This is a genomic window from Ectobacillus sp. OTK, from assembly GCF_059698935.1.
In genome coordinates, this window is the sequence record NZ_AP048547.1 from 5,199,121 (window position 1) to 5,223,418 (window position 24,298).

21 protein-coding genes are annotated in these 24,298 nt (G+C 34.7%); 6 read left to right on the top strand and 15 right to left on the bottom strand.

Going from position 1 to position 24,298, the window contains the following annotated elements; all coding sequences use genetic code 11:
• The first annotated feature begins 168 nt into the window (after positions 1 to 168).
• The 5 genes from AC6HZ4_RS25770 (at position 169) to AC6HZ4_RS25790 (ending at position 4,865) form a co-directional block, all read left to right on the top strand.
• A complete protein-coding gene (locus AC6HZ4_RS25770; RefSeq protein ID WP_497492733.1) occupies positions 169 to 1,149 on the top strand; it encodes an LCP family protein in 981 nt (326 codons plus the stop codon).
• 303 nt (positions 1,150 to 1,452) lie between these two features.
• Positions 1,453 to 2,700: an IS21 family transposase gene (gene istA / locus AC6HZ4_RS25775; protein WP_497492734.1), complete on the top strand. Its 1,248-nt coding sequence runs from the start codon at positions 1,453 to 1,455 to the stop codon at positions 2,698 to 2,700.
• Positions 2,697 to 3,461 (top strand): IS21-like element helper ATPase IstB, encoded by a 765-nt coding sequence (gene istB, locus AC6HZ4_RS25780; RefSeq protein WP_497492735.1) that lies wholly within the window; start codon positions 2,697 to 2,699, stop codon positions 3,459 to 3,461. The genes istA and istB overlap by 4 nt, the downstream gene beginning before the upstream one ends.
• An 829-nt stretch (positions 3,462 to 4,290) precedes the next feature.
• Entirely contained in the window at positions 4,291 to 4,437 is a 147-nt protein-coding gene (locus tag AC6HZ4_RS25785) for a hypothetical protein (protein WP_497492736.1), read from the top strand.
• The gene (locus tag AC6HZ4_RS25790) at positions 4,419 to 4,865 is read left to right on the top strand and encodes a hypothetical protein (RefSeq protein ID WP_497492737.1); all 447 of its coding nucleotides are present in this window, start codon (positions 4,419 to 4,421) and stop codon (positions 4,863 to 4,865) included. Before AC6HZ4_RS25785 ends, AC6HZ4_RS25790 begins: the two co-directional genes overlap by 19 nt.
• A gap of 374 nt (positions 4,866 to 5,239) precedes the next feature.
• Here the strand turns inward: AC6HZ4_RS25790 and AC6HZ4_RS25795 are convergent, their stop codons facing one another.
• The 6 genes from AC6HZ4_RS25795 to AC6HZ4_RS25820 form a co-directional block, all read right to left on the bottom strand.
• Positions 5,240 to 5,728, bottom strand: coding sequence for an acyltransferase (locus AC6HZ4_RS25795; RefSeq protein WP_497492738.1), 489 nt, complete (start codon positions 5,726 to 5,728; stop codon positions 5,240 to 5,242).
• 497 nt (positions 5,729 to 6,225) lie between these two features.
• Positions 6,226 to 8,220 (bottom strand): DUF4962 domain-containing protein, encoded by a 1,995-nt coding sequence (locus AC6HZ4_RS25800; RefSeq protein WP_497492739.1) that lies wholly within the window; start codon positions 8,218 to 8,220, stop codon positions 6,226 to 6,228.
• A gap of 829 nt (positions 8,221 to 9,049) precedes the next feature.
• The gene (gene manA / locus AC6HZ4_RS25805; protein WP_497492740.1) at positions 9,050 to 10,045 is read right to left on the bottom strand and encodes a mannose-6-phosphate isomerase, class I; all 996 of its coding nucleotides are present in this window, start codon (positions 10,043 to 10,045) and stop codon (positions 9,050 to 9,052) included.
• Between the two features lie 34 nt (positions 10,046 to 10,079).
• Positions 10,080 to 11,141: a glycosyltransferase gene (locus tag AC6HZ4_RS25810; protein ID WP_497492741.1), complete on the bottom strand. Its 1,062-nt coding sequence runs from the start codon at positions 11,139 to 11,141 to the stop codon at positions 10,080 to 10,082.
• Positions 11,142 to 11,160: 19 nt separating this feature from the next.
• The gene (locus AC6HZ4_RS25815; RefSeq protein ID WP_497492743.1) at positions 11,161 to 12,546 is read right to left on the bottom strand and encodes a sugar phosphate nucleotidyltransferase; all 1,386 of its coding nucleotides are present in this window, start codon (positions 12,544 to 12,546) and stop codon (positions 11,161 to 11,163) included.
• A gap of 197 nt (positions 12,547 to 12,743) precedes the next feature.
• Positions 12,744 to 14,063: a UDP-glucose dehydrogenase family protein gene (locus AC6HZ4_RS25820; protein ID WP_497492744.1), complete on the bottom strand. Its 1,320-nt coding sequence runs from the start codon at positions 14,061 to 14,063 to the stop codon at positions 12,744 to 12,746.
• 234 nt (positions 14,064 to 14,297) lie between these two features.
• On the opposite strand from AC6HZ4_RS25820, the gene AC6HZ4_RS25825 reads away from it, so the two are divergent.
• Positions 14,298 to 14,603: a hypothetical protein gene (locus AC6HZ4_RS25825; protein WP_497492745.1), complete on the top strand. Its 306-nt coding sequence runs from the start codon at positions 14,298 to 14,300 to the stop codon at positions 14,601 to 14,603.
• 164 nt (positions 14,604 to 14,767) lie between these two features.
• Here the strand turns inward: AC6HZ4_RS25825 and AC6HZ4_RS25830 are convergent, their stop codons facing one another.
• The 9 genes from AC6HZ4_RS25830 to AC6HZ4_RS25870 form a co-directional block, all read right to left on the bottom strand.
• A complete protein-coding gene (locus tag AC6HZ4_RS25830) occupies positions 14,768 to 15,634 on the bottom strand; it encodes a glycosyltransferase family A protein (RefSeq protein WP_497492746.1) in 867 nt (288 codons plus the stop codon).
• Positions 15,573 to 17,063 carry a lipopolysaccharide biosynthesis protein gene (locus tag AC6HZ4_RS25835; protein ID WP_497492747.1) on the bottom strand — a complete coding sequence of 497 codons (1,491 nt, stop codon included), beginning with the start codon at positions 17,061 to 17,063 and terminating at the stop codon, positions 15,573 to 15,575. The genes AC6HZ4_RS25830 and AC6HZ4_RS25835 overlap by 62 nt, the downstream gene beginning before the upstream one ends.
• Positions 17,064 to 17,507: 444 nt before the next feature.
• Positions 17,508 to 18,737, bottom strand: coding sequence for a hypothetical protein (locus AC6HZ4_RS25840; protein ID WP_497492748.1), 1,230 nt, complete (start codon positions 18,735 to 18,737; stop codon positions 17,508 to 17,510).
• Between the two features lie 244 nt (positions 18,738 to 18,981).
• Positions 18,982 to 19,989 carry a glycosyltransferase family 2 protein gene (locus AC6HZ4_RS25845; RefSeq protein ID WP_497492749.1) on the bottom strand — a complete coding sequence of 336 codons (1,008 nt, stop codon included), beginning with the start codon at positions 19,987 to 19,989 and terminating at the stop codon, positions 18,982 to 18,984.
• Between the two features lie 17 nt (positions 19,990 to 20,006).
• Positions 20,007 to 20,588 carry a serine acetyltransferase gene (locus tag AC6HZ4_RS25850; protein ID WP_497492750.1) on the bottom strand — a complete coding sequence of 194 codons (582 nt, stop codon included), beginning with the start codon at positions 20,586 to 20,588 and terminating at the stop codon, positions 20,007 to 20,009.
• Between the two features lie 16 nt (positions 20,589 to 20,604).
• Positions 20,605 to 21,471 carry a glycosyltransferase family 2 protein gene (locus AC6HZ4_RS25855; protein ID WP_497492751.1) on the bottom strand — a complete coding sequence of 289 codons (867 nt, stop codon included), beginning with the start codon at positions 21,469 to 21,471 and terminating at the stop codon, positions 20,605 to 20,607.
• A 16-nt stretch (positions 21,472 to 21,487) separates the two neighbouring features.
• Entirely contained in the window at positions 21,488 to 21,976 is a 489-nt protein-coding gene (gene pssE / locus AC6HZ4_RS25860) for a PssE/Cps14G family polysaccharide biosynthesis glycosyltransferase (RefSeq protein ID WP_497492752.1), read from the bottom strand.
• The gene (gene pssD, locus AC6HZ4_RS25865; RefSeq protein WP_497492753.1) at positions 21,973 to 22,443 is read right to left on the bottom strand and encodes a PssD/Cps14F family polysaccharide biosynthesis glycosyltransferase; all 471 of its coding nucleotides are present in this window, start codon (positions 22,441 to 22,443) and stop codon (positions 21,973 to 21,975) included. Before pssD ends, pssE begins: the two co-directional genes overlap by 4 nt.
• 230 nt (positions 22,444 to 22,673) lie before the next feature.
• Complete coding sequence (locus AC6HZ4_RS25870; RefSeq protein ID WP_497492754.1) at positions 22,674 to 23,939, bottom strand: glycosyltransferase family 4 protein; 1,266 nt, start codon at positions 23,937 to 23,939, stop codon at positions 22,674 to 22,676.
• Positions 23,940 to 24,298: the final 359 nt, after the last annotated feature.

Below are 24,298 nucleotides of genomic sequence, written 5' to 3' on the forward strand. Positions count from 1 at the left end.
TCTGTGTATAAAAATAAAAACTATTTGAACTAACTTTTCTTATTATCATTTGTTAACAATATATAAGATTTTCATCATTGGAAATATAACCTATTAATGGTATCATCGTACCATGGTTATTTATAGAAATTATAAATCTCTTATATCTAAAAGCATTGGGGGGTCTCTATGTTGAAACGAAAAAAGCTAAAAATACTAGGGTATAGCCTACTAGCCTTGGTCATTATTGCCGCTGGTGCTATTGCCTATGCCTACAAACAGCTGCAGCCGCAAAATCATTTCAAAACAGTTCCTGTTGTAAGTTCCAATAACACAAAGGAAGCCCAAACAAACGAACAGGAATCCAAGGTTCAAAATAGTGCATTTAATATTCTATTAATTGGTTCAGACCAGCGAAAAGGAGAAAACATTGGACATTCTGACTCTATGATTGTTGTTCATGTTGACATAAATAAAAAAGAGTATAGTGCAATGAGTATTCCACGTGATACCCGTGTACACTTAGACGGCTATGGCTACACAAAGCTAACAAGCGTCCAGTACATTAAACAAGCAACAGAGGGAACCCAAAAAGGAGTTGAAGCGGCAGCCACGGCTGTTAGTGAGTTAACCGGCTTACCAATTAATTACTATGTAGAAACAAATTATGAAGGTCTGCAAGCACTAACCAATGCTGTTGGCGGTATTTATATGAATGTACCGTTTGATGTAAAGATCTTGCAGGCATGGTATCCTGAAAATCGCAATAAAGTGATTCCAAAAGGAACCCAGTTTTTAGATGGAAAAATGGTTACAGAGATTGTTCGTCAGCGTTACTCGCTACAAAATGGGGAATTTGGCCGTCAGCAGCTACAGAAGGAAGCACTTGTAGGTATTGCAAATGCAGCGCTAGATCCTGCAAATATTAAGAACTTACCGAAGCTTGTTCAAACTATTCCGCAGTTTTTAACTGCCTCAAACATGACAACAGCGGATATGCTGAGTCTAGGACTGGCTGTAAGGGATTCCAACCCAGCTCAAAATCTTCAATATTATCAGCTGAGTGGTGAAGGACAGAGGCTGTATGATGATATTTTAAAAAATACCAATTATCAGCTAGTGGTTAATGAGGATGAAATGAAAAAAATAGTTGCAGAGCATTTTCAATAATCATTCTAATTTTAAACAAACGTTTGATTAGTATACAAGCACAGAGAAATCCCAGGCTCGGGATTTTTTTGTTTGTATTAGTTTTCTACCTTTAATCTCTTTATAGATTCTATTGTAATCCCAACCAGACGAATGAAGAAGTCATTTATCTCTTCCTCCTAGCATTCCATTTTTCTCTTTCATACTGCTGAAGTAATTTGCTGCAAACAACGGTGGTAAACTCTCCAATATGAACGGTTTAAAAGTTCCCATAAATAACGGATAATTGTCTCAAAACTAAGAAGATTACAAGGTGGAGAGACAGTGGTCAAAAGCGGGGAATTTTTTATGATTAGAGAGTTACATCAAAAAGGGTGGACACAGGTTGCCATCGCAGCCGAAACTGGATTTGATCGAAAAACCATACGGAAATATTTAAAACAAGATGAACTACCAAGGAGAAAAAATAACCAACAAACTAACAAAAAAGGCAAACTAGATGATTATAAGGAATATCTTCTGAAGCGATTAAGAGAAGGAACGACGAATTGTGTTGTCCTCTTCGAGGAAATACAGGGTATGGGGTACGATGGGAAAATGACAATTCTAAGAGACTTTATACGTCCGTACCGTCAAAAACCAAAGAAACAGACAAGTATTCGTTTTGAGACTCCTCCAGGTAAACAGGCTCAAATGGATTGGGGAGAACTCGGAGAGTACACAATGGATGGGAAAAAACAAAAGTTATATGCTTTTGTCATGGTGCTTGGGTATTCACGAATGAAGTACATGGAGATTACTACTACCATGAACATGGAACAATTAATGAAATGCCATATGAATGCATTCTCTTACTTTAACGGTGTTCCAGAACAAATTCTATATGACAATATGAAAACTGTAGTAACCAAGCATACTCCGGCTGATATCCGATTTAATCAGAAATTCGAAGAATTTCTAGCTTACTATGGAATCGTACCTAAAGCGTGTAAACCAAGAAGACCTCAGACAAAAGGAAAAGTGGAAAGCGCAGTGGGATATTTAAAGAAGAACTTTATGCAGCGTAAACTCCCAGCTTCGCTCAATGAAATGAATGAACACTTACAGAACTGGCTAGATCAAGTCGCAAATAAAAAGTGTAATCAAACAACATTGGAATCCCCATTTCAGCGTTTTGAAGCGGAACAGGAGAAATTGATGAAGTGGAATATACGACCTTTATTCCCTATTCATAGGTGGATGACAGTAACAGTTGATTCTAATAGTTGCGTTACATATGAGAGTTGTAAATATTCTGTTCCTTACCGATACAAAGGTTTAGAGGTACGAATAAAAGAAACATTGCATCATCACATTGAAATTTATTATGAATTAGAATGTATCGCAACACATCCTATTCTATCAGGAGAAACAACATCCTTAACTAGTCTTGAGCATTATCAGGAGAAAAAAGAAGAGAATGTGACAACAAAAGGTTTGGCGACCCGTCACATTCCCATCTCTGGACCTCAAGTGGAACAACGTTCCCTTCAGGTGTATGAAGAACAGTTGGAAGAAGGTGAACTTCGATGAGTCTGTCTCTTCTAACTGAACGTCTTAAGAAAGTTGGTTTTCAGCTTACAGCTGACCAAATAGAAGGCATTCTAGAAGATGCCTCTAAACATAATGTATCATACTCTGAGTTTCTAGACACCCTTTTATTGCGGGAGATTGAATTTCAAGAAGAAAAAGCCTTTCAACAACGAATGAAAGGAGCCAAGCTCCCTTATATCAAGAGGATAGAAGACTTTGACTTTACCTTTCAACAAAGTATCAACGAAAGAAGGGTTAAGGAAGCATTAACCTGTCGGTTTATTGAGAATGGAGAAAACGTCCTACTCTTGGGTCCGCCAGGAGTTGGAAAAACACATCTAGCAATTGGATTTACAGTAGAGGCGCTCCAACGAGGCTATTCAGCTTACTATACTCGTTGTGATGATTTTATCTCAGCTTGTAAAAAAGCAGAGCAAAATGGAACTACAAGTCGATTGATTAGTAAACTGTGTAGACGTGACATCCTAGTTATGGATGAAATAGGCTACTTTCCATTTGACGAGCAGAGTGCCACTATCTTTTTTCAAGTTGTCTCTCAACGTTATGAAAAAGGATCCATCATTCTCACATCTAATAAGTCGTATGTGGATTGGGGAAATGTATTTGGAGATGACATTCTCGCAACAGCTGTACTGGATCGTCTATTACATCATTCTACTCCTTTTAACATTAAAGGCAACTCATATCGTTTAAGAGAAAAACAAAAAGCGGGCGTTCAACCGATACCGATTGAACGCTAAAAATGGGGAACTTTAGACCGTTGAAAATGAGATAATTCAAACCGTTGTTGACATGCATTTGTTATCATCGGAGCACAATCATTTAGAATATTTTATACACAGCTCCCCTGGTAATTCTCCTATTTCTCCTTGAGAAAATATTACAAATAAAAAAATGATAGTCTTTAATAAAAATCATTAAAAATCCTATAAAATTAGTTTTTCTAGCCCCATTTTGGAAAAATCCCCCATACAAACAGAGGAATCCCTACCAAAATTTCACCATTTTCCTGATTTTCCAATTAAATCTAGTCTCGCTATAATAAAACCAGTTAAACGGAACATTCCAATCAAACGGTTAACTTCCCATTAAAAAACAAGGAGGTGCAGCTACAAAAAGCTTCCGAAACAACTCAACACAGATCTAACCACCGCTGTCACACTGGGCAACATCGCTTAAGCTATACAACAGGTTTAGAAGCATTTACGTATATCCACATATAAAAGAAAAGGAGAGAAAACATAATAATGAATAAACTGCCATTAGCTTTTCTTACATCGAAGGACATTTGTGCCCTCCCCTTCATGGCTGAAAAAGAACTTGAGGGCAATCGTAAGGAAACTTATGTACTATGCTACGGACCCAACGGCTTTTTCATAGCCACCTTTATCGAGGTACTACAAAATCAATACAAATGGCTTCTGTAAATTGATCTCTTTATGTTCTGTTATCCTCAGGATAAGGAACGATTTTCGTAATATTTAGCTTACATGTGTCCCAGCCGTATTCTCTTCCCATACTACATTAACAATTGAATCAGAGGTAGAATGGACGAGAAAATTCCTACGATTGGATCAGACAAAAACAGAAGGAAAACGGGTTATTGTGTTGCGCAAGCCAGAGGAGAAAGGTGAATCATTAAAGGGCTTACATATTCTTGATGATAAAATGTACAAGGAAAAGGAGAGAAAATATAAATGGATACATCGCCATTAGCTGTTGTTATACCCAAACATCTGTATACCATCTTTCCAACAATCGAAAATAGAGCCATCTTACTAGAGGACAAACGTAAGGGTATTCTTGCAATATCTTGTGAGCACAACGACTCCTACACAGTCGCTCTCTACATTATGAGCCGTGTAGCAGATGAGCAATACGAATTTGGTGAGCTGCTTGAGATCTTTATGTTCTCTAATTTTCAGGATAAGGAATGGTTTGTGCAATATTTAGCCGACATGGGTCCGAGCCGCGCCCTTATGTACATTAATCGTAAGGATCACAGCCAGCATCCTGCTTCCCGCATTACATCAACAAATGAATCAGAGGTAGAGCGGACAAAAAAATTCTTAGGGTTGGATCAGATGAAATCAGCTGGAGGGCCAGTCACTGTTTTGCGTAGCCCAAAGCATGAAAGAGGATAAACCTTATGACTATTTTTAAACAAACGTTTGATTAGTAAATTCGTATAAAAACAGCGCCTAAACAATTCGTCTAGGCGCTTATTATTTCTCATATATCTACCTTATAGCTCTCTCTATACTGCTTTTAAACGGACTAGACACCTTCAAAAAATAATAATCTAATAAAATTCCTAACGAATCGATGATTATAGCAGCAATAACGTCTTGATTAACCAATCAGCAGAATTTAGTAGGTTAGCATTGTTATCTATCATGCTGTCTTCATATCTTCTTTAGAGGAAAAAGGACTTACGAAAGAACCTCAAATCACAATTAGATAGTTATTTTTTTAATAGCTTATCCTCATTACGAAGAATTAATTGTTTCTTAGATTGCTAATCTAACCCTAATGTGTTGAATGCATAATCATGAGAGTTATTTTTATAATTTTCAATACTTGTTATTACTTTAGCCGGGTTTCCTGCAACAACAACATTTCCTTGTAAAAAGCTTTTTGTTACAACACTTCCAGCACCAACTATAGTATTATCAGCAAGTTCTACTCCAGGCATAATTATACTATTCAAACCAATAAAACAATTGTTTCCTACTTTTATCCTTCCAAATAAATCAGTAGCTTCCGGTATTACTTTTGAAATCGAATTATCATGTGTGATGAAGTTTACGCCGGAGCTCACAGTTATATCGTTTCCAAATTCCAACAGATATGGTTCTGCAGATGTTAAGGGAGAGAATGTTCGCATATTTTTTCCAATTTTTGCACCTAAATCTCTATAATATTGAACCTTTAATGCCATGTTGTCTCTCTTTAAGATATACTTATAAAAAATGAGCTGGATTAAAAATTTTATTTTTGCCTTCATTCTATTTTACACCTCAATCTATAATTTACTATAAAAAATGTAAGATCAATACTAAACTCGTTGGTGACAGTACAAAAGAATTTGTGAACTTACACTTAAAGATACACACATTTTTCGTTAACTGAAATGCCTTAAATTAAATGCTTATAGTAATTATGTACACAATTAGAACGTCTCCCATGAGAAGGACAAGCACGAGAAAAACATATGACCTTTACAATCATGAGATAACTTTCTTTTTCAATTACATACATTAATCCTATGCCTGATGACGGAAATCCTATCAACATAATGGTTACCCGTTTTGTCAGTTATTTTATTAAAATAATTGACAAAAAAGGCGCCTTCAAAAGTTCATAAGAACCACTTTAGTTTGGCTGTTACACGGTTTTGATCAGAAATCATAGAATCTCAAAGGTCGTTCATCACCTTGCCCTTTCCCTCAATGTTTATGATAAAAACGTGAAATAGTTAGTATTTTAAAAAATATCTTATTGTCAGTCTAAAACGTTGGATGCACTCCAATTCTTTAAAGACAGCGGTTTGGGCCAATAGTCAATTTCTGTCTCATCCCCATTATCTATCTTAAATAGAACTGATAATGTTACATTTTGTATGTTATTTAAACGAATCGTTAATTTTCTAAACCCTTTATTAGATGCCTGTCCTATCGGATTAGGGGAAGTTGGTAACGGTTTCGCCTCCATAACTGTAAAACTACCTGCTCCAGGAGAAACAATGTAGGCATAAATCTTCTTTCCTGAATGAGTCAGTATAGCTGTTTTTCTATCTTTTGTTAACTCTATTTGTGCCTGTGTATGCATAAACCAATAAATTTCAGATGGCCTCTTAAGCTTCAGCTCATCTTGAAGTATTACCGTTTCACGTCTCCCTGTCAAAGCTATTCCCCTTCTAGCAGATAGAGCATCCCTGTAAGCACTGGTCATATCCACAATCGCAAATCCTTGCTGATGAGTAGAGATAAAGTTTGTAATTCTTGCCTTTGCAGTAAGATTTTGATCTGGTTCACTTCTAGGGTTTATAACGATTGTATTCTGCCCCTCGGCCCTCTTACGATAGTACATCCATCGCTGAGACTTCATATCAGAATAACCGTTTAAATTATAATTATCCCTACCGAGATCATATGCCCATCGCACTCCTAATGCATCTAACACAAAACTCCCGATATCAAGATCACCATGACTACCTTGATTGTAGCCGGCATGTATCCCAACAAAAACCGCATCCTGATTCCAAGTACTACGCATAGTAGCGATACCGGTCTCAGAATTCATAAAAAGTTTATCTAAAGGGACCCTATTCATAGATGAACTTTTTTCCTTTGGTTTCCTATACCAAATTAAATTCATTGGATCATTTCCCTTTAATGCGAAATTAAAAAAATCTGGGTTTTTAAATTTATTAGAAAACCAAAACATCTGAGGTAACTTTGAAATAATATTAGGCCCTGCATCCCCTAGATTAAAGGTTCCTTTTGTCCCTTCAGTATAAATGGGATAATACCCTGTTTCTGAAATCCCCTCCATTTTAGATAAACCATAATCAGTACCCAGTGCAGAATCCAATGCAGAGAGAAAATAAGTCATATGGATAGTTGCATAATCCCAGTATGCAGGACCTTCTGGCATGCCTCCATCCGGAGCATATGCTGCTAAGGATTTCTTAATAGATTCTATTGCATATTGCAGTACTTCTCCTGACATTACTTCCACCTCAGGGGATTCATCACCAATGGCTAAAGCTCCCATGCCTATACCTGCATTACAAACTGTATTCCAATTATTTGTTACATCTCTCCAAAAAGCTGAAACTTGAGGGGCCCTTGCAGTTCCTCTATATACCTGAAGTGCGGGATTGAGCCCTTTCTCAATCAATGCCCTACGTAGTACTGCTCTTTGATTCACAGATAAGTAATCATAAAGCCAATCATACCCGATTGCTACAGCATTAGTCATCTCTGCTGTATCTAAGAAATGGCTTGGATTCCAATTTGGAAATTTCCTATTGTCCGCAACTGTACTTAGCTCTTTCCATGCCCTATCGGCATACCTCCTATCCTTTGTTAACCTATACATTAACGCTAGATTAATAGTTCTTTTTAGAACTGTCCCACTACCTGATAAGCGTATACCATCTGGAACCTCATACTTTACAGTGGGTGTATGAAGTATTTTTTCCGTTTCTGCTTGTAAACTCTTATACCACCTCTGTAAGTTCTCATCTGTTTTTAACTGCTTCTTAATCCGGTTAAAGTCTTCATCCGTCGCCATTAAACGTGGATGTTGCTTATTAGTTGATTTTTCTTTTAAGTTCTTAATTATTTCTTGAGCATCTGCTATTTTAACATGTGATGTTACCTCCTCTGAGCTTTCAGATATACCCAGAGAGGAGGAACATCCACTAAGAAATAAACATAAAGAAATAATTATATATATGTTCCCTTTTAATATCCTAGATTTAAATCGCACTAAGACCCACCTCCCTGATATCGAAAGTTTGTATACGTAGCTCTCATTTTTCACAGATATCAGAAAACGTACAGATATTGTACAAGATAAGAATAAAACTCCGTTACTTTGAATAATTTAACCATATACTCATCATTACTCATAATAAATACGCTTCATATATTAGCCAAAGAAATTTGTGCCCCTTTTAGTTGGAAAGTTGCTTGTCCAGTTGATAATATATTACTACAGCTAGCATTGAAAGGCATGTCTGGTGAGACTTTGACTAAAGGCTATCAAGCATCAAATGTATAGATAAGCTAACCTAGATTCACTAAGCAAAAAGCCTTCTATCATCTCACTTGATGTTTTTCTCAAAAGATATCCCTGATCATATGACTCTACCCTTAATTTCTTCACCAAAATTATGGAAAAACCAAAATTAAACCGTTGTTAATAATTTTGAAGATTGCAGTCTGTATGAACAAGCACATACCTCATCGAATTGTGTCAAAACATAAAAAAAATTACCTTCATCTGGCCAAAAAAGGGCAGATGAAGGGCAGTTTCTCTTATAATACCATGTTTATATATCTTTATTTTTTCTTGGTCACGATGATAAAAAATCAAGAAGTCACAAGAGTTTCTCATTACCCCGAAAACGCCTAGACATATTAGTTTAGGCGCGCTTCCTGTTTGTTATTATACCTCAAGTCTTCCTCGTACTGCTCCTGAAAGTAATCTTGGCTACCCACCAAGGATGATGTTTCCCCGGCAGCCTTTGTGTCCTCTAGGTACTGCTTGATTGTTTGCTCCTCCACTCATGTAGTTCGCATATTAGTACTAATACTTATGCAGTTTCTACAAGTTCATCGTTAGCTTTTGGTTGCACAGCACATAACTGCGGGTGCGAAATAATACATGTCACCTTGCCTTTTATGGTGAAAGCACCCATTCCACTAGGTAAAATAAAGTGGTCACCCTTTTGAATGGATACTACTCCCTCTGCAGTCGTAACGGTTCCTTCACCATAGATTACGCTGATAAGCTGAAAACATTTGTCTTGATAAAAGGAAGACTCTTTCTCAATTTCCCACTTATACACTGAGAAATATGTGTCTTCTACAAACTTTGTAATTACAGCACCATTTAAAGCTGTCTGTTCAAATTGCAACTTTACATCTTCATGCGGCACAGTAGATACTTCAATTGCCTTATCCAAATGCAACTCCCGCTTCTCACCATTTGCATCAATACGATCATAATCATAGACGCGATACGTTGTATCAGAGCTTTGCTGCGTCTCAAGAACGAGGGTTCCCTCACAAAGAGCGTGAATTGTACCGCTCGGGACATAAAAAAAGTCGCCTGGCTTAATTGCCACGCGACGCAATAATTCGTCCCATTTTCCCATTTGTACCATCTCTACAAACTCTTCCTTAGTCTTGGCATGATGACCGTAAATCATTTCCGCCCCTTCTTTACAGTCAATAATATACCAACACTCCGTCTTCCCAAGTTCACCATTCTCATATTCATTTGCATATGCATCATTTGGATGAACTTGAACAGATAAATCTTGATTGGCATCTAGAATCTTTATAAGAAGTGGGAATTTATCAGATTGATAGTTACCGAACAATTCTCTGTTGTTTCGCCAAAGATCCTCTAACGTTTTTCCTTTATACTTTCCGCTTCGAATGATACTCTGCCCGTTGGGATGAGCAGAAATGCCCCAACATTCCCCTGTGGACTGTGATGGCAATTCATATCCGAAAGCTTCAAGTTCCTTTCCGCCCCAAATGCGCTCCTGCAGTACAGGTTGCAAAAAGATTGGTGATTGCATCCATTTCTCCTTCTTTCCATTCGATGTTCCTTGCCTAAACAGACGTAAGGATTTGCGAGGTAATATTTGTTACCTCATTCACATATAATGACCTTGCTTCATTACTATGATGTATAGGAACAGGAAGACTCTGCAGTTGTTCCCATGTAATCAACTCACATAGGTTATGCTTTTGCAAAAATTCAATCGTATTTTGATCCTCTCTCATTCCTTGCCGATCAATTACAAATAGCTTCTTGCCATGCACAACAGCTTCACTTACAGTTCCCCATCCAGCCTTTGAAATAACAATATCAGAAGCAGCAACATAATTTTGTGACTCTGTATACTCCCTCGGAATCCTAGTAACATTGGGATGGTTTACATCCATATTACTAGAAACAACAAAGCAGCATGCCTCGTTGTTCCATAACTCCCAGTTGCTAATATCTCCAACATCAATTCGCATCCCAATTGGTACAAAAACAATTTGTTTATCTCTATTAGGATTCAACTCATTGCGAATTCTTTCAACCTCTAGAGGATCAGCTTGCCTGCTATAAAATCCAAACTCCTTACTCTTCCCTTTACCCCATTGCTCTTTGCTTCCAGCTAACGAATAAAAACAGTCCATCTTTTCATATAGGTAAAAGAAATAATTAAGTAAATCTTCAGGTAATACATCTTGATAAGCTGTATACCATGTAAAATTAGAAATACCTATAGATGGAACAGCTAACTTCTCTCCCACCTCAAAAGCAATCGGGGAAATATCAGATATAATACAAGCAACCTGAAAACCCTTCAAAAATGCAATTTCCAATTCCACTACACTTGATAAACCCCTTATATAGTACTCACACTGTTTCTTTAAAGCCCGTTCATCCAGCAACAAGGAGTGCTGATTTAGTACATAGCCAATATCCGTCTCTACCTCATGAAAAAGTACTCTTTCCTCATAAGACTTAAGAGAAGCCTCCATAAAAGGCAAAGCAAACGAATGACAAACAATGATTTGCACATCATCTGTCATTCGTAGCATCTCCCTAATAAGAGCGATGGACCGTGCCGCATGTCCATAGCCGTACTCAGAAACATAAAAAGCGATTGTCTTCATATTATAGGAAGCCTATTCATCACAAAATAACTTGTGCCTGCGAGTTGTAATAATGTTGTAGAATCTCTTCCCAGTTCCAATACAAACGAACAAAGTCCGTCTCAATTACTTCTCGGCCTGTTTGTACCTCGATAAACTCAAGCTCTGTAATACCGCGAATCGCATGCTTTCTTCCAGCAGGAATATGAATAATATCCCCAGCTTTCACACGGCGAATATTATCATCAAGAATTAACTCGCCCTCTCCGCGTACAATTGTCCATACCTCATTACGCATATTATGATAATGATAGGTCGAGTTTTTACCCTTTTGAATACAAATTCGTCTTGTAACCATCTCTTCATTTTGGTACTTGGCATAATCAAGAACCTTTGACCAGCCCCAAATACGTTCTTGATACATCGGTGGCTGATCAAAGCCCCCAATTAAATCCTTCACCTTCGGGCTTGCTGCCTTATCAGCTACTAGAATACCATCAGGACTTGCAGCAACTACAACATTAGAAAGACCAATTACTGTAACTGGAATTTCCAATTCATTCACAAGATGGGTATTCTCAGACTTCTCACAAATGATACCCTTACCGATTTGCTCGGTTGCCATTTCTTCCGTCAATGTGTTCCACGTACCTAGGTCCTTCCAATAGCCCTCATATGGAAGTGCCACAATATGCTCTGCCTTCTCAACAACTTCGTAGTCAAAGCTGATTTTTGGAAGTATTTGATATTGCTTAGATAGTGCGTCATATGTGATTGGAGCATTTTGTTCCTCTAGGATTTTAATTAGATAACCTAATTTAAAGGCAAACACACCGCAGTTCCAAAGAGCATGCTGCTCAATTAAACCAACTGCTTGCTCCTCACTTGGCTTTTCCGTAAATCTTGCAACAGGGACATATTCATTATTGCTTTCCTGCAGGTTTGGAACAATATATCCATACTTAGAAGAAGGATATGTCGGCTTTACACCCATAAGAGCTAAATCTGCACCAGACTCCGTTAACACCTTCTCTAAATCCTTAACTCTATCAAAAAAACGATCCTCTACATATGGATCAACAGGTAATACAATGACTGTTTCATCAAGATTAGCATTCTGTTCAGAAAATAAAAAAGAACCGGCAAGAGCAATCGCTGGAAACGTATCTCTTCTCTCCGGTTCTATAATTAACGGAACATCCGTTCCTAATTGACTATACATAATTTCAGTTTGTGTTTTCGAAGTAGCGATTACTGCTGATTCAGCCAAACCCACCGCTTCAAGCTGACTCCAAACACGCTGTACCATTGATTGGCGAAGGCCCTCTTCGTTTTCGAGCACCTTTAAAAATTGCTTAGAACGTGTATCGTTGGATAACGGCCAAAGGCGTTTGCCAGAACCACCAGAAAGTAATACAAGTTTCATAGAATCCCTCCATCAAAAAAATCAGGCCGCTTGGACCTGACTTAATTTTAAATAAACGCTAGTGCCACTCGCATAATATTTATTGTTTACAGCCCATTGAATGATATCTCCACATAAAAACAGTATCTTCAAAACTAAATAGACAATATGTTAGAAACAAGATCTTCTCTAGACCTTACTTAACTACAAAACAAATATTATACTAGAGAAATTTCTAAACTATTTACTGTTTCTCTCCCGATTGAATCATATATGATCTTTGCATTTTTAGCACTCATCAAATCATAGCAGTTTCTACCATCAAGTACGATCGGATTTTTCATCAATTTACTGTAATTCTCTAGGTCAAAGTTTTTCACTTCGTCCCATTCAGTAAAAATAAAACAAATGTCTGCGTCCTTAAGGGTATCCTCTATGGAGTAGCAGTAAGTGATTCCATGTGGATATAATCTTTTAAAGTTATCTATTCCCACAGGATCCCACGCTTTAACATTCGCTCCATCTTCAATCATAAATGGAATATTCACAAGAGTAGGTGCTTCTCTTAAATCATCCGTTCCTGGTTTGAAGGTTAATCCTAGCACCGCTACATTCAATCCTTTTAAACTATCAAAATATTTTCGAGATTTTTTGATTAATTTGAGCTTCTGATTTTCGTTTACATCAATAGCTGCCTTCACAGTCTTTAACTCATAATCATGGAAGTTTGCCAGCCAATGTAATGCTTTTGTATCTTTAGGGAAACAAGACCCTCCATATCCTATACCTGCATTTAAGAATCTATTTCCTATGCGGCCATCGTATCCCATTCCGTGTGCAACATCTTCTATATTAGCCCCGATAATTTCACAAAGATTAGCAATTTCATTTATAAATGATATTTTCAAAGCTAAAAAATCATTGGAGGCATATTTGATCATCTCAGCACTTTTTCTATTTGTCACCACAATTGGAGCATCAAAATTCTTATAAACTTCTTTTAATACCTCACTAGCAAATTCATCTTCCACTCCAATAACAATCCTTGATGTATGTAATGTATCTCTTACAGCAGTACCTTGTGCCAAAAATTCCGGATTAGAAGCAACATATACATTTACATCATTTGCTAAACTAGACTTAATCAAATCTTCAATTTTATCATTTGTACCTATTGGCACTGTTGATTTAACAACTACTACACAATCTTTCTCAATACTTTCAGCAATTTGCTCAGCTACTCCATAAACATAACTTAAATTAGCTGAACCATCCTGCTTTTCTGGAGTTCCAACACCTATAAAAATAACATCTGCATCTTTATAGGCTTCTTTGTAATCAGTTGTAAAATTCAATCGATCCATATTTTTAACCATTAATTCTTCTAAACCTGGCTCATATATTGGGGAAATACCAGTTCTCATTAAAGCAACCTTATTATCATCAATATCTACACAAGTAACAGAATGACCGTGTTCTGCAAGACAGACACCAGTTACCAACCCGACATAACCCGTTCCAGCTACTGCAATTTTCATTTTTGTCACTCCTTCAATATATTTATAATCTTAATTTAATCTATTATGGTATTTAAAGATTTGAATTTATTTCTTTAATTCTATTAATTAACCCTTGATAATTGAATCAATTTCATAACCCCCAGCCTGCGCGTGCCAAGGGTTTTCAAACATAAAAAAAGGAGTACCTCCCCAAGTTCTTGTATAATAGTGATTACCACACACACTTTATCCAAGAAACGAGGTTGACTCCCTATGTCTATTATACAACAAGAAAGTCTATTTGACATGCAAGAGTTATACAATTTAGAGTCTTCTAAGCGATTTGAAGCTGTTTTTTCAACACTTCACACTGAATCGCCGTTGTTTGCCATTTCTAAAAAGAATGTATATGGCGCACCGACTAAACTTAACTACCTGACAATGATTTATGTGCTTGTCGCTCGAATTCTAGAATGTATCCCTACTATTAAAGATTTGGTGAAGCGACTACGTCATGATTTTATGTTTTATCCAGAGTATGGATTTTTATTTTCAGACCGTATTCCTTCTCTCGGCTGATAAAGAAGTTAAGTGAGTCTAATGCACTCGAACAGGTGCAGAAAGAGTTGCTTCTTCAAGCTATTCAGGAAGAATTTATTACGGATGATGTAATTTCTATTGATTCCACACATTTTGAATCACGGGCCCTGTCCTCTGTCCTATTACTCCAACTATGATTTTACTTATTTGATATATTCTACTAACTTTATCTCATACTCTTTTTCCATTTCTTGTATATATATATCATTTTTACTTTCGACCCAGTTAGAATGATTAAGTGCTGTTTCTTGTGTTTTACTAATTCCTACTGGATGTAAAAAGGCCGATTCTACCCATACAACAGGTGTATTATTCAACACTTGCATAAATTTCAGCCAAATATCATCTGCATTTAAGCATATTCTCTTTATACAATTAAGGTTAAATAATTCCTTCCCCATACAAGTAGGAGGATACAAAACGCCTCCAACACCAATAGCCACCAATTCCATAGATGGCTCTCTAATAGATGTACATTGAAAATCCCAATTGTTATAGGATTGAAGCTTGCCGCAAGATTTCGTCATCTTGTGAACCCGTCTGGCTGAAACAGCATTTGGATATTTATTATAAGATTCCATTAATGATTTTATTAAATTTCTATCATAAATTACATCGTCATCAACAGTAATGACGATGTCGTTAGGATACTCCTGCATAGCATAATAATATTTTTTATGCGGGCGTAAATTTTCATATCCCATCTTTATTTCAAGACCATATTTTTCAAGTTCTTTCATTCTTTTAGTTATATCAACTTCTGCTGTATCTGCACCTAAATAGAGAATTATTTTATCTGGTTTATATGTCTGATGCAATAGACTTGTAATACAATAGTGTATTGTAGAAAATCTTGCAGGGTAACTTGTCAGTGAAACAATAACTTTTTTCTCTCTTTTTTCCTTTTTATTAAGACCATATCTTGGCTTAATAATGTAATAAGCAACACTATAATACATTCGTTTGACTTTTCGAATTATTTTTTTTGGGATTTCTAACAATTTTCCCATTATATCTCCCCTTTGCAATTAGAGCTAAAAATATTTTATGTTGTTTTGTTAAAAACAAAGATATAACGAAAACACAAGTAACAATAATCACTTTCATAGCGAGCGCTATAAACACATTACTAAAATTAAGCGAATAGAATATTATGGTTAAAACCATAGCACCGACTATCATCACATCAGGAATAAACCTCATTAAAAAATCCCTAAAACTAAGTTTGAAACCCTTAAGGATGAGAAATAGAAAATTTATTATAAAACTGCAATTAAATCCTATTGCCACGAACATTGCAAGATAAACTAAATCACCAATTACTAATCCAAAAATGGTACAACTTACAGTTATTATTGCAGATATTGAGCCCGCTTGAAACATTATCTTTGTATTACCTAAGCTTAGAAAAATTGCTCCTGTACTTGATGTAACTATCTGAGCCCAAACTGAAAGGCTTAATAATCTAAAAGCAGGTATTGACTCTCTCCATTGTTCTCCAAACATTATTAAGATTATTTCATCAGCAGCAAGAAAGCAAATAGCACTTATTAATATTCCAAGCAATGATAAGATCTTTACTATTTTCATGTATTTTTCATAAATATATAAGCGGTCATTCTGATAGTCAGATAGTATAGGGTGTAACACTGGTGATATTACCAGGGTCAAGTTTTGTACAGGGTATAACATCATCTTATAAGCTTTATCATAATACCCCAAAGCAGCTACTCCCATAACCTTGCTTATAAGTAAATTATCCGTATTTCTTGCAAAATAATTTATAACATTAAATTTAAATTGATATGATGAAAATTTACGTACTTTTTCAATACTACTTTTATCATATTTTCTTTTAAATTTTGGTCTTGTAGATGCATAGTTCCACACAAATGTAATTATTCCTACAAACACAGCCTGCAATACTAACGCATAATACTTTAATCCAAAAAGTGCAAGAACTATCGCAAAAATGCTACCAGAGACAGCAATTAAAAATGTCCTTACTCCAATCAATACAAATCGTTTTTCTTTCATCAACATTGCATTAGGAATCATATTTAATGTGTTAAAAATCAATGCTATTGACAACAATAACCCAATTGGAATATAAGCTGTGTTTTTATAAAATAGGGCCATTGGAATAGAAAATAAGGTAAATCCTATCGACAAAACAACTGCTAATCGGAAAGTAAAAGAAAATAGATTATTTATATCATCTTCGGTTAACTCTTTATTTTGGATCACCGCGCTACCCAATCCTAAATCGGCTATAATTGAAAAAAATGCAATAAAAACGAATGAGACCACTACGACACCATAATCTTCTGGAGATAATATTCTTGCTAAAACAGCGTTAAGAAGTAGATTCATGATTGTTGTGGAATATTTTGCAGTTGCATTTATTAACGCAGCTTTTTTTATACTTATATTAGCCAATTTTACACCTCGTTAGTATACCAATATTAAATCTTTTCTTAATGTATATCCATTAAACTTCAAATAGACTTTCATTACTAAAAAATCTATGAGAACATTATTAATCTTTCTTCCATCTAACTGTATTATGTGCTAAGTTTTTTTCAAAATTACCACATGCATTTTCTACCAGTTATCTATATCTTTTATTAATGGCAATGTACTATATTTCCATTTTGTTGTAAGGGAATACCAAGGTCAAGGTTTAATGCCAGCTCTCTTTTTACATCGTACATTTATCTTCTATCTTCATCAAATAACAAGGGAACGATAATTTTAATTCCTATACATACCTACGTAACTTTTTCAAAATGTTAACATGCAGGTTAAACAATTAGTATAATTATAAATCTGAAATAAATTTTTTCTTTTGAAAAATTCAATATATATTTTCGTTCCTATTTGTTAATATTCTTCCTCCATTACATTTTTATAATTTCTAAATGATATCCCGACGATTGACCAAACAAATGCTGAGACAGCGATGCTATGAATAGATTGACTAGTAATCCAGGTTGCTGAAATTAACAACAAAAAGTACAACCATCCCATTATACTATAATACTTTGAATCCTTTTTTTTCATTATTCTAATCGGTCTCAAAAGCATATACATATTAACAATTAAAAATCCTATACCTCCTTTTATTGCATAAACGATAATTGAATTATCAATCTGAAATGTACCTTTTTGAATTAGAAGATAGTTATTCTCCGTTACAAAATGCATTATATATCCAAACCCATACCCCATAGGGTTATTCATAAATTGCGACCAATAATATTGAAATGTATATATTCTTGCTAAACCAGTATTTCCCTCATTTTCTAAAAACCTATTGCTTAATCCTGTATTTGTGAAATATAACACTAGAATACCTAAAGTAACTAATATAATAACAAAAAACAGAATATAAAACTTACGGATATTAACAGCAATAACACCTTTTTTCACCTTCGGAAAAACGATATATATAGATGCAATAAAAACTCCGAAAACTGTTAAGATAATATTTGTTCTAATTTGAGATATTAACGCTGTAATAGCAAACAAAACAACTGATATTATTAATAGTCTTCTGAATTTTACATTTCTTTCACTTGTAGACTTATAAAGCAAATAACTTAATACAACGATATACAAACTCAAATTTCCGCTTCCTAGTCGAGTAGAAGTTCCCATAAAATTTACTAAATACATAATTATTATGAGTATGGAACTGCAAATTAAGGCATATGTTGTGATTTTTAAAAGAACATCTAAATTCAAAATTGATTTGGAAATATTTTTAGCAACATATAATATCAAAAAACATCTCAAATAAAGAATACCATCGTTAAAAGCCGACTGCATGTAAACAGAATATCCTATGAAGAATGCTAACAACAAAAATACTATATATAAAACCGAAACAAGCGTAAATTTACCAACTTTTAAATCACTAAACCTAAGACTCATTTTATTAATAAAAATGGCTGTAACTATTATTACAATTAACAAATCAAATACAGTAATATTATTCTTAATTTTTATTATGTCTGAAAACCAAAAATTTTCTGAGCCAACAGGTAACATTATCATACAAAAATACACGATAATCCAAGATACAGGAACAAGTTTATTTCCTAAATTCATAAAATTCCTCACATTCTCAACAATCAACTCAAATTTTCCCCATATGAACTAAATCTAACTTTCTTTAAGTATTACTTAGAAAGGTTTGTCCATATGGGAAACGAAAGTACAAAAAATTTAACGATGATTTAAAAAGATAGTCCATAATCTTTATAACTCTAATAGCCTAGCTAAAGATTTAAGTAGCGAATACGACGTACTAAATTGTGTCATGAAACCATGCTAACATCAGTGTGAATATAAGTTATTTAATAATTCCATCTTGAATTTTATATTTATGTTTTAAATTAATACTTTTTACAGGTTTCGCCATAATAGATAATAAAGATCTAGTTAGTGTGTATGCATTATTATTTGGTTTACCTAATATACTTAACAGTATAAATCCCATTTCTTTAATTGTTAAATTTCTATATTTCCCCAAGTCCTGTTTAGCCTTTAGTAGAGTTTTCAATGATTCTTTCCCGAAACAACTCTGTAATAACCTTGCATATTCATTTGTATAAAAACTGTTCAATTCATCATCACTCAGTTTTGCTAAAGTTAATGCGAAATCTTCATAAAACTTTTGCTTAATATTGAACAATCTATCATATTCTGGTAAGTTATTAGAATTACTACGTGCCTTTACAATTAAAAGTTCATCTACACAACAAGCTTTATGATGTTCAAAAAATCTAACCATAAATTCAAGATCCTGCAACCTATAATATGAAACATCAAAGCTGCCAACCTCATCTACAGATGATTTTCTAAAAAACAAATTACTACCAGTTCCAAACATATTTACATTAAAAAGTAATTTTTTTTGTGTATTAGAGTCATCAATTTTAGGTTCTATAACTTTTAATATATGCACGTTATCAGTAATAACTACCCCACAAAATACCGCATCACAATCTTTATTTTCATTTAAGGCTGTTACGCACATTTCTATTTTTGTTGGAAGATAATAGTCATCATCATCTAAAAACCCAATAAATTGCCCTGTTGCTACCTTGATTCCACTATTTCTAGCAGCAGCACCGTTTAAATTTGTTTCATGTTTAATATACTTAATTCTTTTATCCTTATACTCCTCCATTATTTTTTCAGTTTTACTTCTCTCTACGGACTCTGGAGGATTATCATCCACGACTATAATTTCTATATTTCTATATGTTTGATCCAATAGACTTCCTATTGCTCTTCTAATACAACTTGAACCTTTATACGTAGTAATAATTATGCTAACCTTTTCACTATTAAACATATTATCTCCTTATCCTGCTATCTAATTTTTCTAGCAGGTACTCCAGCAAGTACAATTCCCGGTTCAAGAAAAGAATCTACAACAACTGCACCTGCTGCAATTTTAATATTGTCAGCAATTTTAATATTGCCTATAACCTTTGCTCCAACACCAAGTTGTACATTATCCCCAATTTCTGGGCATAGACTTCCACTTTCTCCATTGTTACCTATACAATTATTCCCATGTAACTTGCAATTTTTTCCTATCTTTGATTGTGGATTTACTACCGTTCCTCCTGTATGATAAATGGTCAACCCAGAACCAAATGAATTTTCATAAATTTCCAGACCGAGTGCAATCTGTAACTTATTTAACTTTCTTTTTGCTATAAGATATTTTATATCGAATCCTATATTTACTTTCTTTCCTGATGTTCTATATGAATTATTCAGATAGTATTCACATTTTCGTAATTGTACAACAAACTGTTTTATTAATTGAACATTATCTTTAATTACCCAAGAATATATTCTTTTAACTCTACTATCTTTTTTTGCAAAATAGTAACTTAAGTCTCTTTCAATATACTCTTCTAAGTCTTTTTTACTATAAATCATATTGTATACACCTATTCTAGTTATTTGACAAATATCTAAAGAAGTTTTTATAGGACATTCTATATCGTTTATCTACAGGAGCCTTAAAGGCATCACGAATACCGGCTTTATATTCTTTAAAAGTCTTCAATGTTATAGCTCTATACAAATATGCCGCTAAATAGTAAAGAAGGTATGTCCCTCCACCCACAGGATGCATTTCACGGATTACAAATAATCTATTCCTTACTTTATAGTAAAATCTTTTATTATCAACGATCCTTGTAATTGGCGTTACTCGATGTACAATTTCCACAGAACCGGTATATAATACTGGAAGTTCATTATTTCCAAACATTTTCATTACTAATTCAGTTTCTTCAAATCCAAAGAACATATCATTAGAGTAGCCATTTACACTTTTAAAGAAACTCTTCTTAATTGCATGTCCACAACCAATATATTTATTACATACGAAGGTTTCCTCCCGTTTTTTCAAAAGTTTATTACCGTATGGCCAATGAAATAATCCACCTTCCAAATCCTTAATTTGAAATGCAAATATTTTATGAGGATTTGTATCCATGATATTCTCTATCTCAGACAATGCACTTAATGAAACAAAGTGGGCATCATCATCTAAAAATATCATATTTTCAAAAGATGCATAACTTACTCCCACATTTCTACCACCAGCAACTCCAAGGTTCTTTTCTAATTTAATATATACTATGTTATTATCATTTAAATGGGAAATAGCCTCTTCAGTTCCATCATTAGAATTTTGATCGATTATGATAATTTCTAATATGCCCGAATAATCTTGCTTTTTCAGGGTTTCTAATGTATAAATTAATTCATCTTTTCTATTATACGTAATAATAATTAACGATAATCCTCTCATATAAATACCTCTTTTTTTAAACTTGTTCAATAAAATCAATCACTAATTTATTCATCTTGCTATTATTGGAAACAAATTTACTTGGTACAAATGAATCTAACTCTTTTATGCACTTAATTAATTCTTTCTTGTTTTTTGCACATAACACATTATTGTTCCGAGTAAAAACTTCGGCCAACTCTAACTGATGATCATCATAGTGTTCATCATATTGAGCCATCCTTGGGAAGATAATAACTTTTTTACCTTTCTTTAAACATGAAGTAACTGTGCCAGTTCCTGCATGAGCAATTATCAAATCAGACTCATCAATAAGCCTTTTAAACTCTTCATCTGCAATCATATCGAAGGCTTTAAAATTTTTAGGCTTATAGGCATCGAATCCAATTTGGGCAATAACCTGGTTGCCATCAAGGACATTTTCTTCGCAAAGTTCTTCTATAATATTAAATAATCTCGTAAACTTTTTTTCGACCATAGAGCCTATAGTAACCAGTACTTTCAATATATCCATCCCCCATAAACAGCTTTAGGATAATGTTTTTCCAGCTCTTCCCATTGAATAATAAACATATCAGCAAATTTATAGATGAGCATTCCTGTCTTATTCGGTGTATTGATTCGTGCAAAGCTTTCTATGTAAATTACTTTTCTTCTGAAAACTTTACCAATCACACACATTGGAATAGCTACTGCGGCTCCAGTTGTGATAATAACATCTGGCTTTTCTTTCAGGAAAATACCCAGTTGTTCAATCATCATTTTCGCCATTCTCATTATCGAGACAAATTTATTAGTGCGTACCAAATCACTAACTATATATTTTTTCTGTTTCATCGCTTCGGTGGCTTTTGTACGAGTGACTACATAAAAGCACTCATATCGATTAGTTACTTCCTTAAGCTGTTTAATTTGCTCTAAATGGCCGCCGGAAGACGATATCAAACATACTTTCTTTCTCCTCTGTTCCACTCTCATTACCTTCCTAATTCTTCCCAATATTTTTGATTCAATATGCTATATACCAAAACCAGACTGATATAAAACTATTAATGTACGTTAAGAAAGTAACTCTTAATAATTGAATACTTGGCCCATTAATATCAATTGATTATTCAAGAAACAACTTAATAAAATCATTAAAAGTACCACTATAATCGTACTTTTTAAATTGAGGAGACTATTTTAAAAGGATCTTCTAATTAACATGACTTAATCTCTTCAATATACTTTTTTATAGAAACATCCTTAGTCAGATTCTTAACCAAATGGACTCTTCCACGCTTGCTCATTTCAGTAAGTGTAGAGGTTCCCTTCTCGTTCAAAAATCTTTCAATCATGGCTTCAACCTCATCGTAATTGCCCGGTTCAGTGACATAGCCGCACTTTGTTTCTTCAATAATCAAGCGTGCTTCGGAACCTTCCTCCAGTGCACCCAGTATCGGTTTTCCTGCCGCAATGATTCCATAGAGCTTACTTGGAACGGATACCCCCTTGATACCTTTGGCATTTAGGCACCAGTGAACATCACCGGCATTCAGGCTGTATACCAGATCCGATTTATCCTGATAAGGAATAAAAGTTACATTATTAAGATTGTGTTTTTCTTTATAGAGTACTAGTTTATCTCGGATAGAACCCTCTCCTACAAATGCGAAAGCCACATCGTCCCTATCCTTAAACTTCTTGATAACATGCATCAAGTTCTCAAGATCATAATAGAGACCTAGATTACCGGAGTACATAATGATGAACTTATTTTCCAACCCATATTTCTTTTTGAAAGCTGCCACTTTTTCATTATCGGCTGGCAGGGGATAGATTTCCTTCTCATCAATCCAGTTATTGATGAACACATGATTCGGTACCTTCTTACCTTTGAATCTGCCTTTTAGGGTTTCAACCATATCACGACCAACAACAATTACCTTGTCAGCACATTTACAGCTAAATTTATCGAACCACATCATCGTATTCAGAATCGGCTTATTCTTGCTATATCCAACAGCCATGGTCTGCTCCGGATTGAAATCCTGAATATTATAGATATATTTGGCATGCTTCATCCATTTACCCCAAACACCGAGCAAACCTCCGAGGATAGGTGGTTGAGAAATGGAATACACATAATCCATATCCCCGACCTTAAACGTGGCAATCATAGCTCCAAAGAAGTATGCTAGGATGTTTTTAATTCTGCTGATTTTGTTACTTTTGGTAAACTCCGGAACACGGATCCGGATAATCTTTACACCGTTGATTTCTTCCTTATAAAACATCTTTGTCTTATACTCGGCAGCTACCTTTCCTGTATAGGAAGGAACAACACAAATTATTGTTATATCAAATGCATGAAGCATTCCTTCTGCCAGTTCTTTTAGAATCTGACCTGTTGAAGCAACATCTGGAATATAGTAATGTGCATATATTAAAAGCTTTTTCTTTTCAGTTTTTATCTTTTCAGCCATGTAGTATCTCTTCCCTATCTGTTGAGGCTACACGCATATGCATCAGTGCAAAGACTGACTGCATCAGCCTCTATATACTTGTCTTTGAATTAATCTCTTATATAAAGGTCATGTGTGTAGACCTTATTCAGAACATCTTCCAGCTCATCGCTGTATCTATTACCCCCATCAAATGAAATAAAGAGCACTTAATTCCCCTCACCATATGGAGTATTTTCTTAAGTGTTCCAAGTCATGAAAAAAGGGGTACCTCCTCAATTCTTGTATAATGTAAGTTACGAAATGAACAAAAAAAGAATAGAAAGAGGTTGACCCCAATGCCTATTATATATTCATATAAATTTAATGCATGATTTTAT

What these genes read in the sequence shown, in the direction of transcription:
- AC6HZ4_RS25825 (WP_497492745.1), top strand. Translation starts at nt 14,298, where the DNA reads ATGTCTATTATACAACAAGAAAGTCTATTTGACATGCAAGAGTTATAC.
- AC6HZ4_RS25870 (WP_497492754.1), bottom strand. Translation starts at nt 23,939, where the DNA reads ATGGCTGAAAAGATAAAAACTGAAAAGAAAAAGCTTTTAATATATGCA.
- AC6HZ4_RS25810 (WP_497492741.1), bottom strand. Translation starts at nt 11,141, where the DNA reads ATGAAGACAATCGCTTTTTATGTTTCTGAGTACGGCTATGGACATGCG.
- istB (WP_497492735.1), top strand. Translation starts at nt 2,697, where the DNA reads ATGAGTCTGTCTCTTCTAACTGAACGTCTTAAGAAAGTTGGTTTTCAG.
- AC6HZ4_RS25795 (WP_497492738.1), bottom strand. Translation starts at nt 5,728, where the DNA reads ATGAAGGCAAAAATAAAATTTTTAATCCAGCTCATTTTTTATAAGTAT.
- AC6HZ4_RS25845 (WP_497492749.1), bottom strand. Translation starts at nt 19,989, where the DNA reads ATGTTTAATAGTGAAAAGGTTAGCATAATTATTACTACGTATAAAGGT.
- AC6HZ4_RS25820 (WP_497492744.1), bottom strand. Translation starts at nt 14,063, where the DNA reads ATGAAAATTGCAGTAGCTGGAACGGGTTATGTCGGGTTGGTAACTGGT.
- AC6HZ4_RS25815 (WP_497492743.1), bottom strand. Translation starts at nt 12,546, where the DNA reads ATGAAACTTGTATTACTTTCTGGTGGTTCTGGCAAACGCCTTTGGCCG.
- AC6HZ4_RS25790 (WP_497492737.1), top strand. Translation starts at nt 4,419, where the DNA reads ATGGATACATCGCCATTAGCTGTTGTTATACCCAAACATCTGTATACC.
- AC6HZ4_RS25850 (WP_497492750.1), bottom strand. Translation starts at nt 20,588, where the DNA reads ATGATTTATAGTAAAAAAGACTTAGAAGAGTATATTGAAAGAGACTTA.
- AC6HZ4_RS25840 (WP_497492748.1), bottom strand. Translation starts at nt 18,737, where the DNA reads ATGAATTTAGGAAATAAACTTGTTCCTGTATCTTGGATTATCGTGTAT.
- AC6HZ4_RS25855 (WP_497492751.1), bottom strand. Translation starts at nt 21,471, where the DNA reads ATGAGAGGATTATCGTTAATTATTATTACGTATAATAGAAAAGATGAA.
- AC6HZ4_RS25830 (WP_497492746.1), bottom strand. Translation starts at nt 15,634, where the DNA reads ATGGGAAAATTGTTAGAAATCCCAAAAAAAATAATTCGAAAAGTCAAA.
- manA (WP_497492740.1), bottom strand. Translation starts at nt 10,045, where the DNA reads ATGCAATCACCAATCTTTTTGCAACCTGTACTGCAGGAGCGCATTTGG.
- AC6HZ4_RS25770 (WP_497492733.1), top strand. Translation starts at nt 169, where the DNA reads ATGTTGAAACGAAAAAAGCTAAAAATACTAGGGTATAGCCTACTAGCC.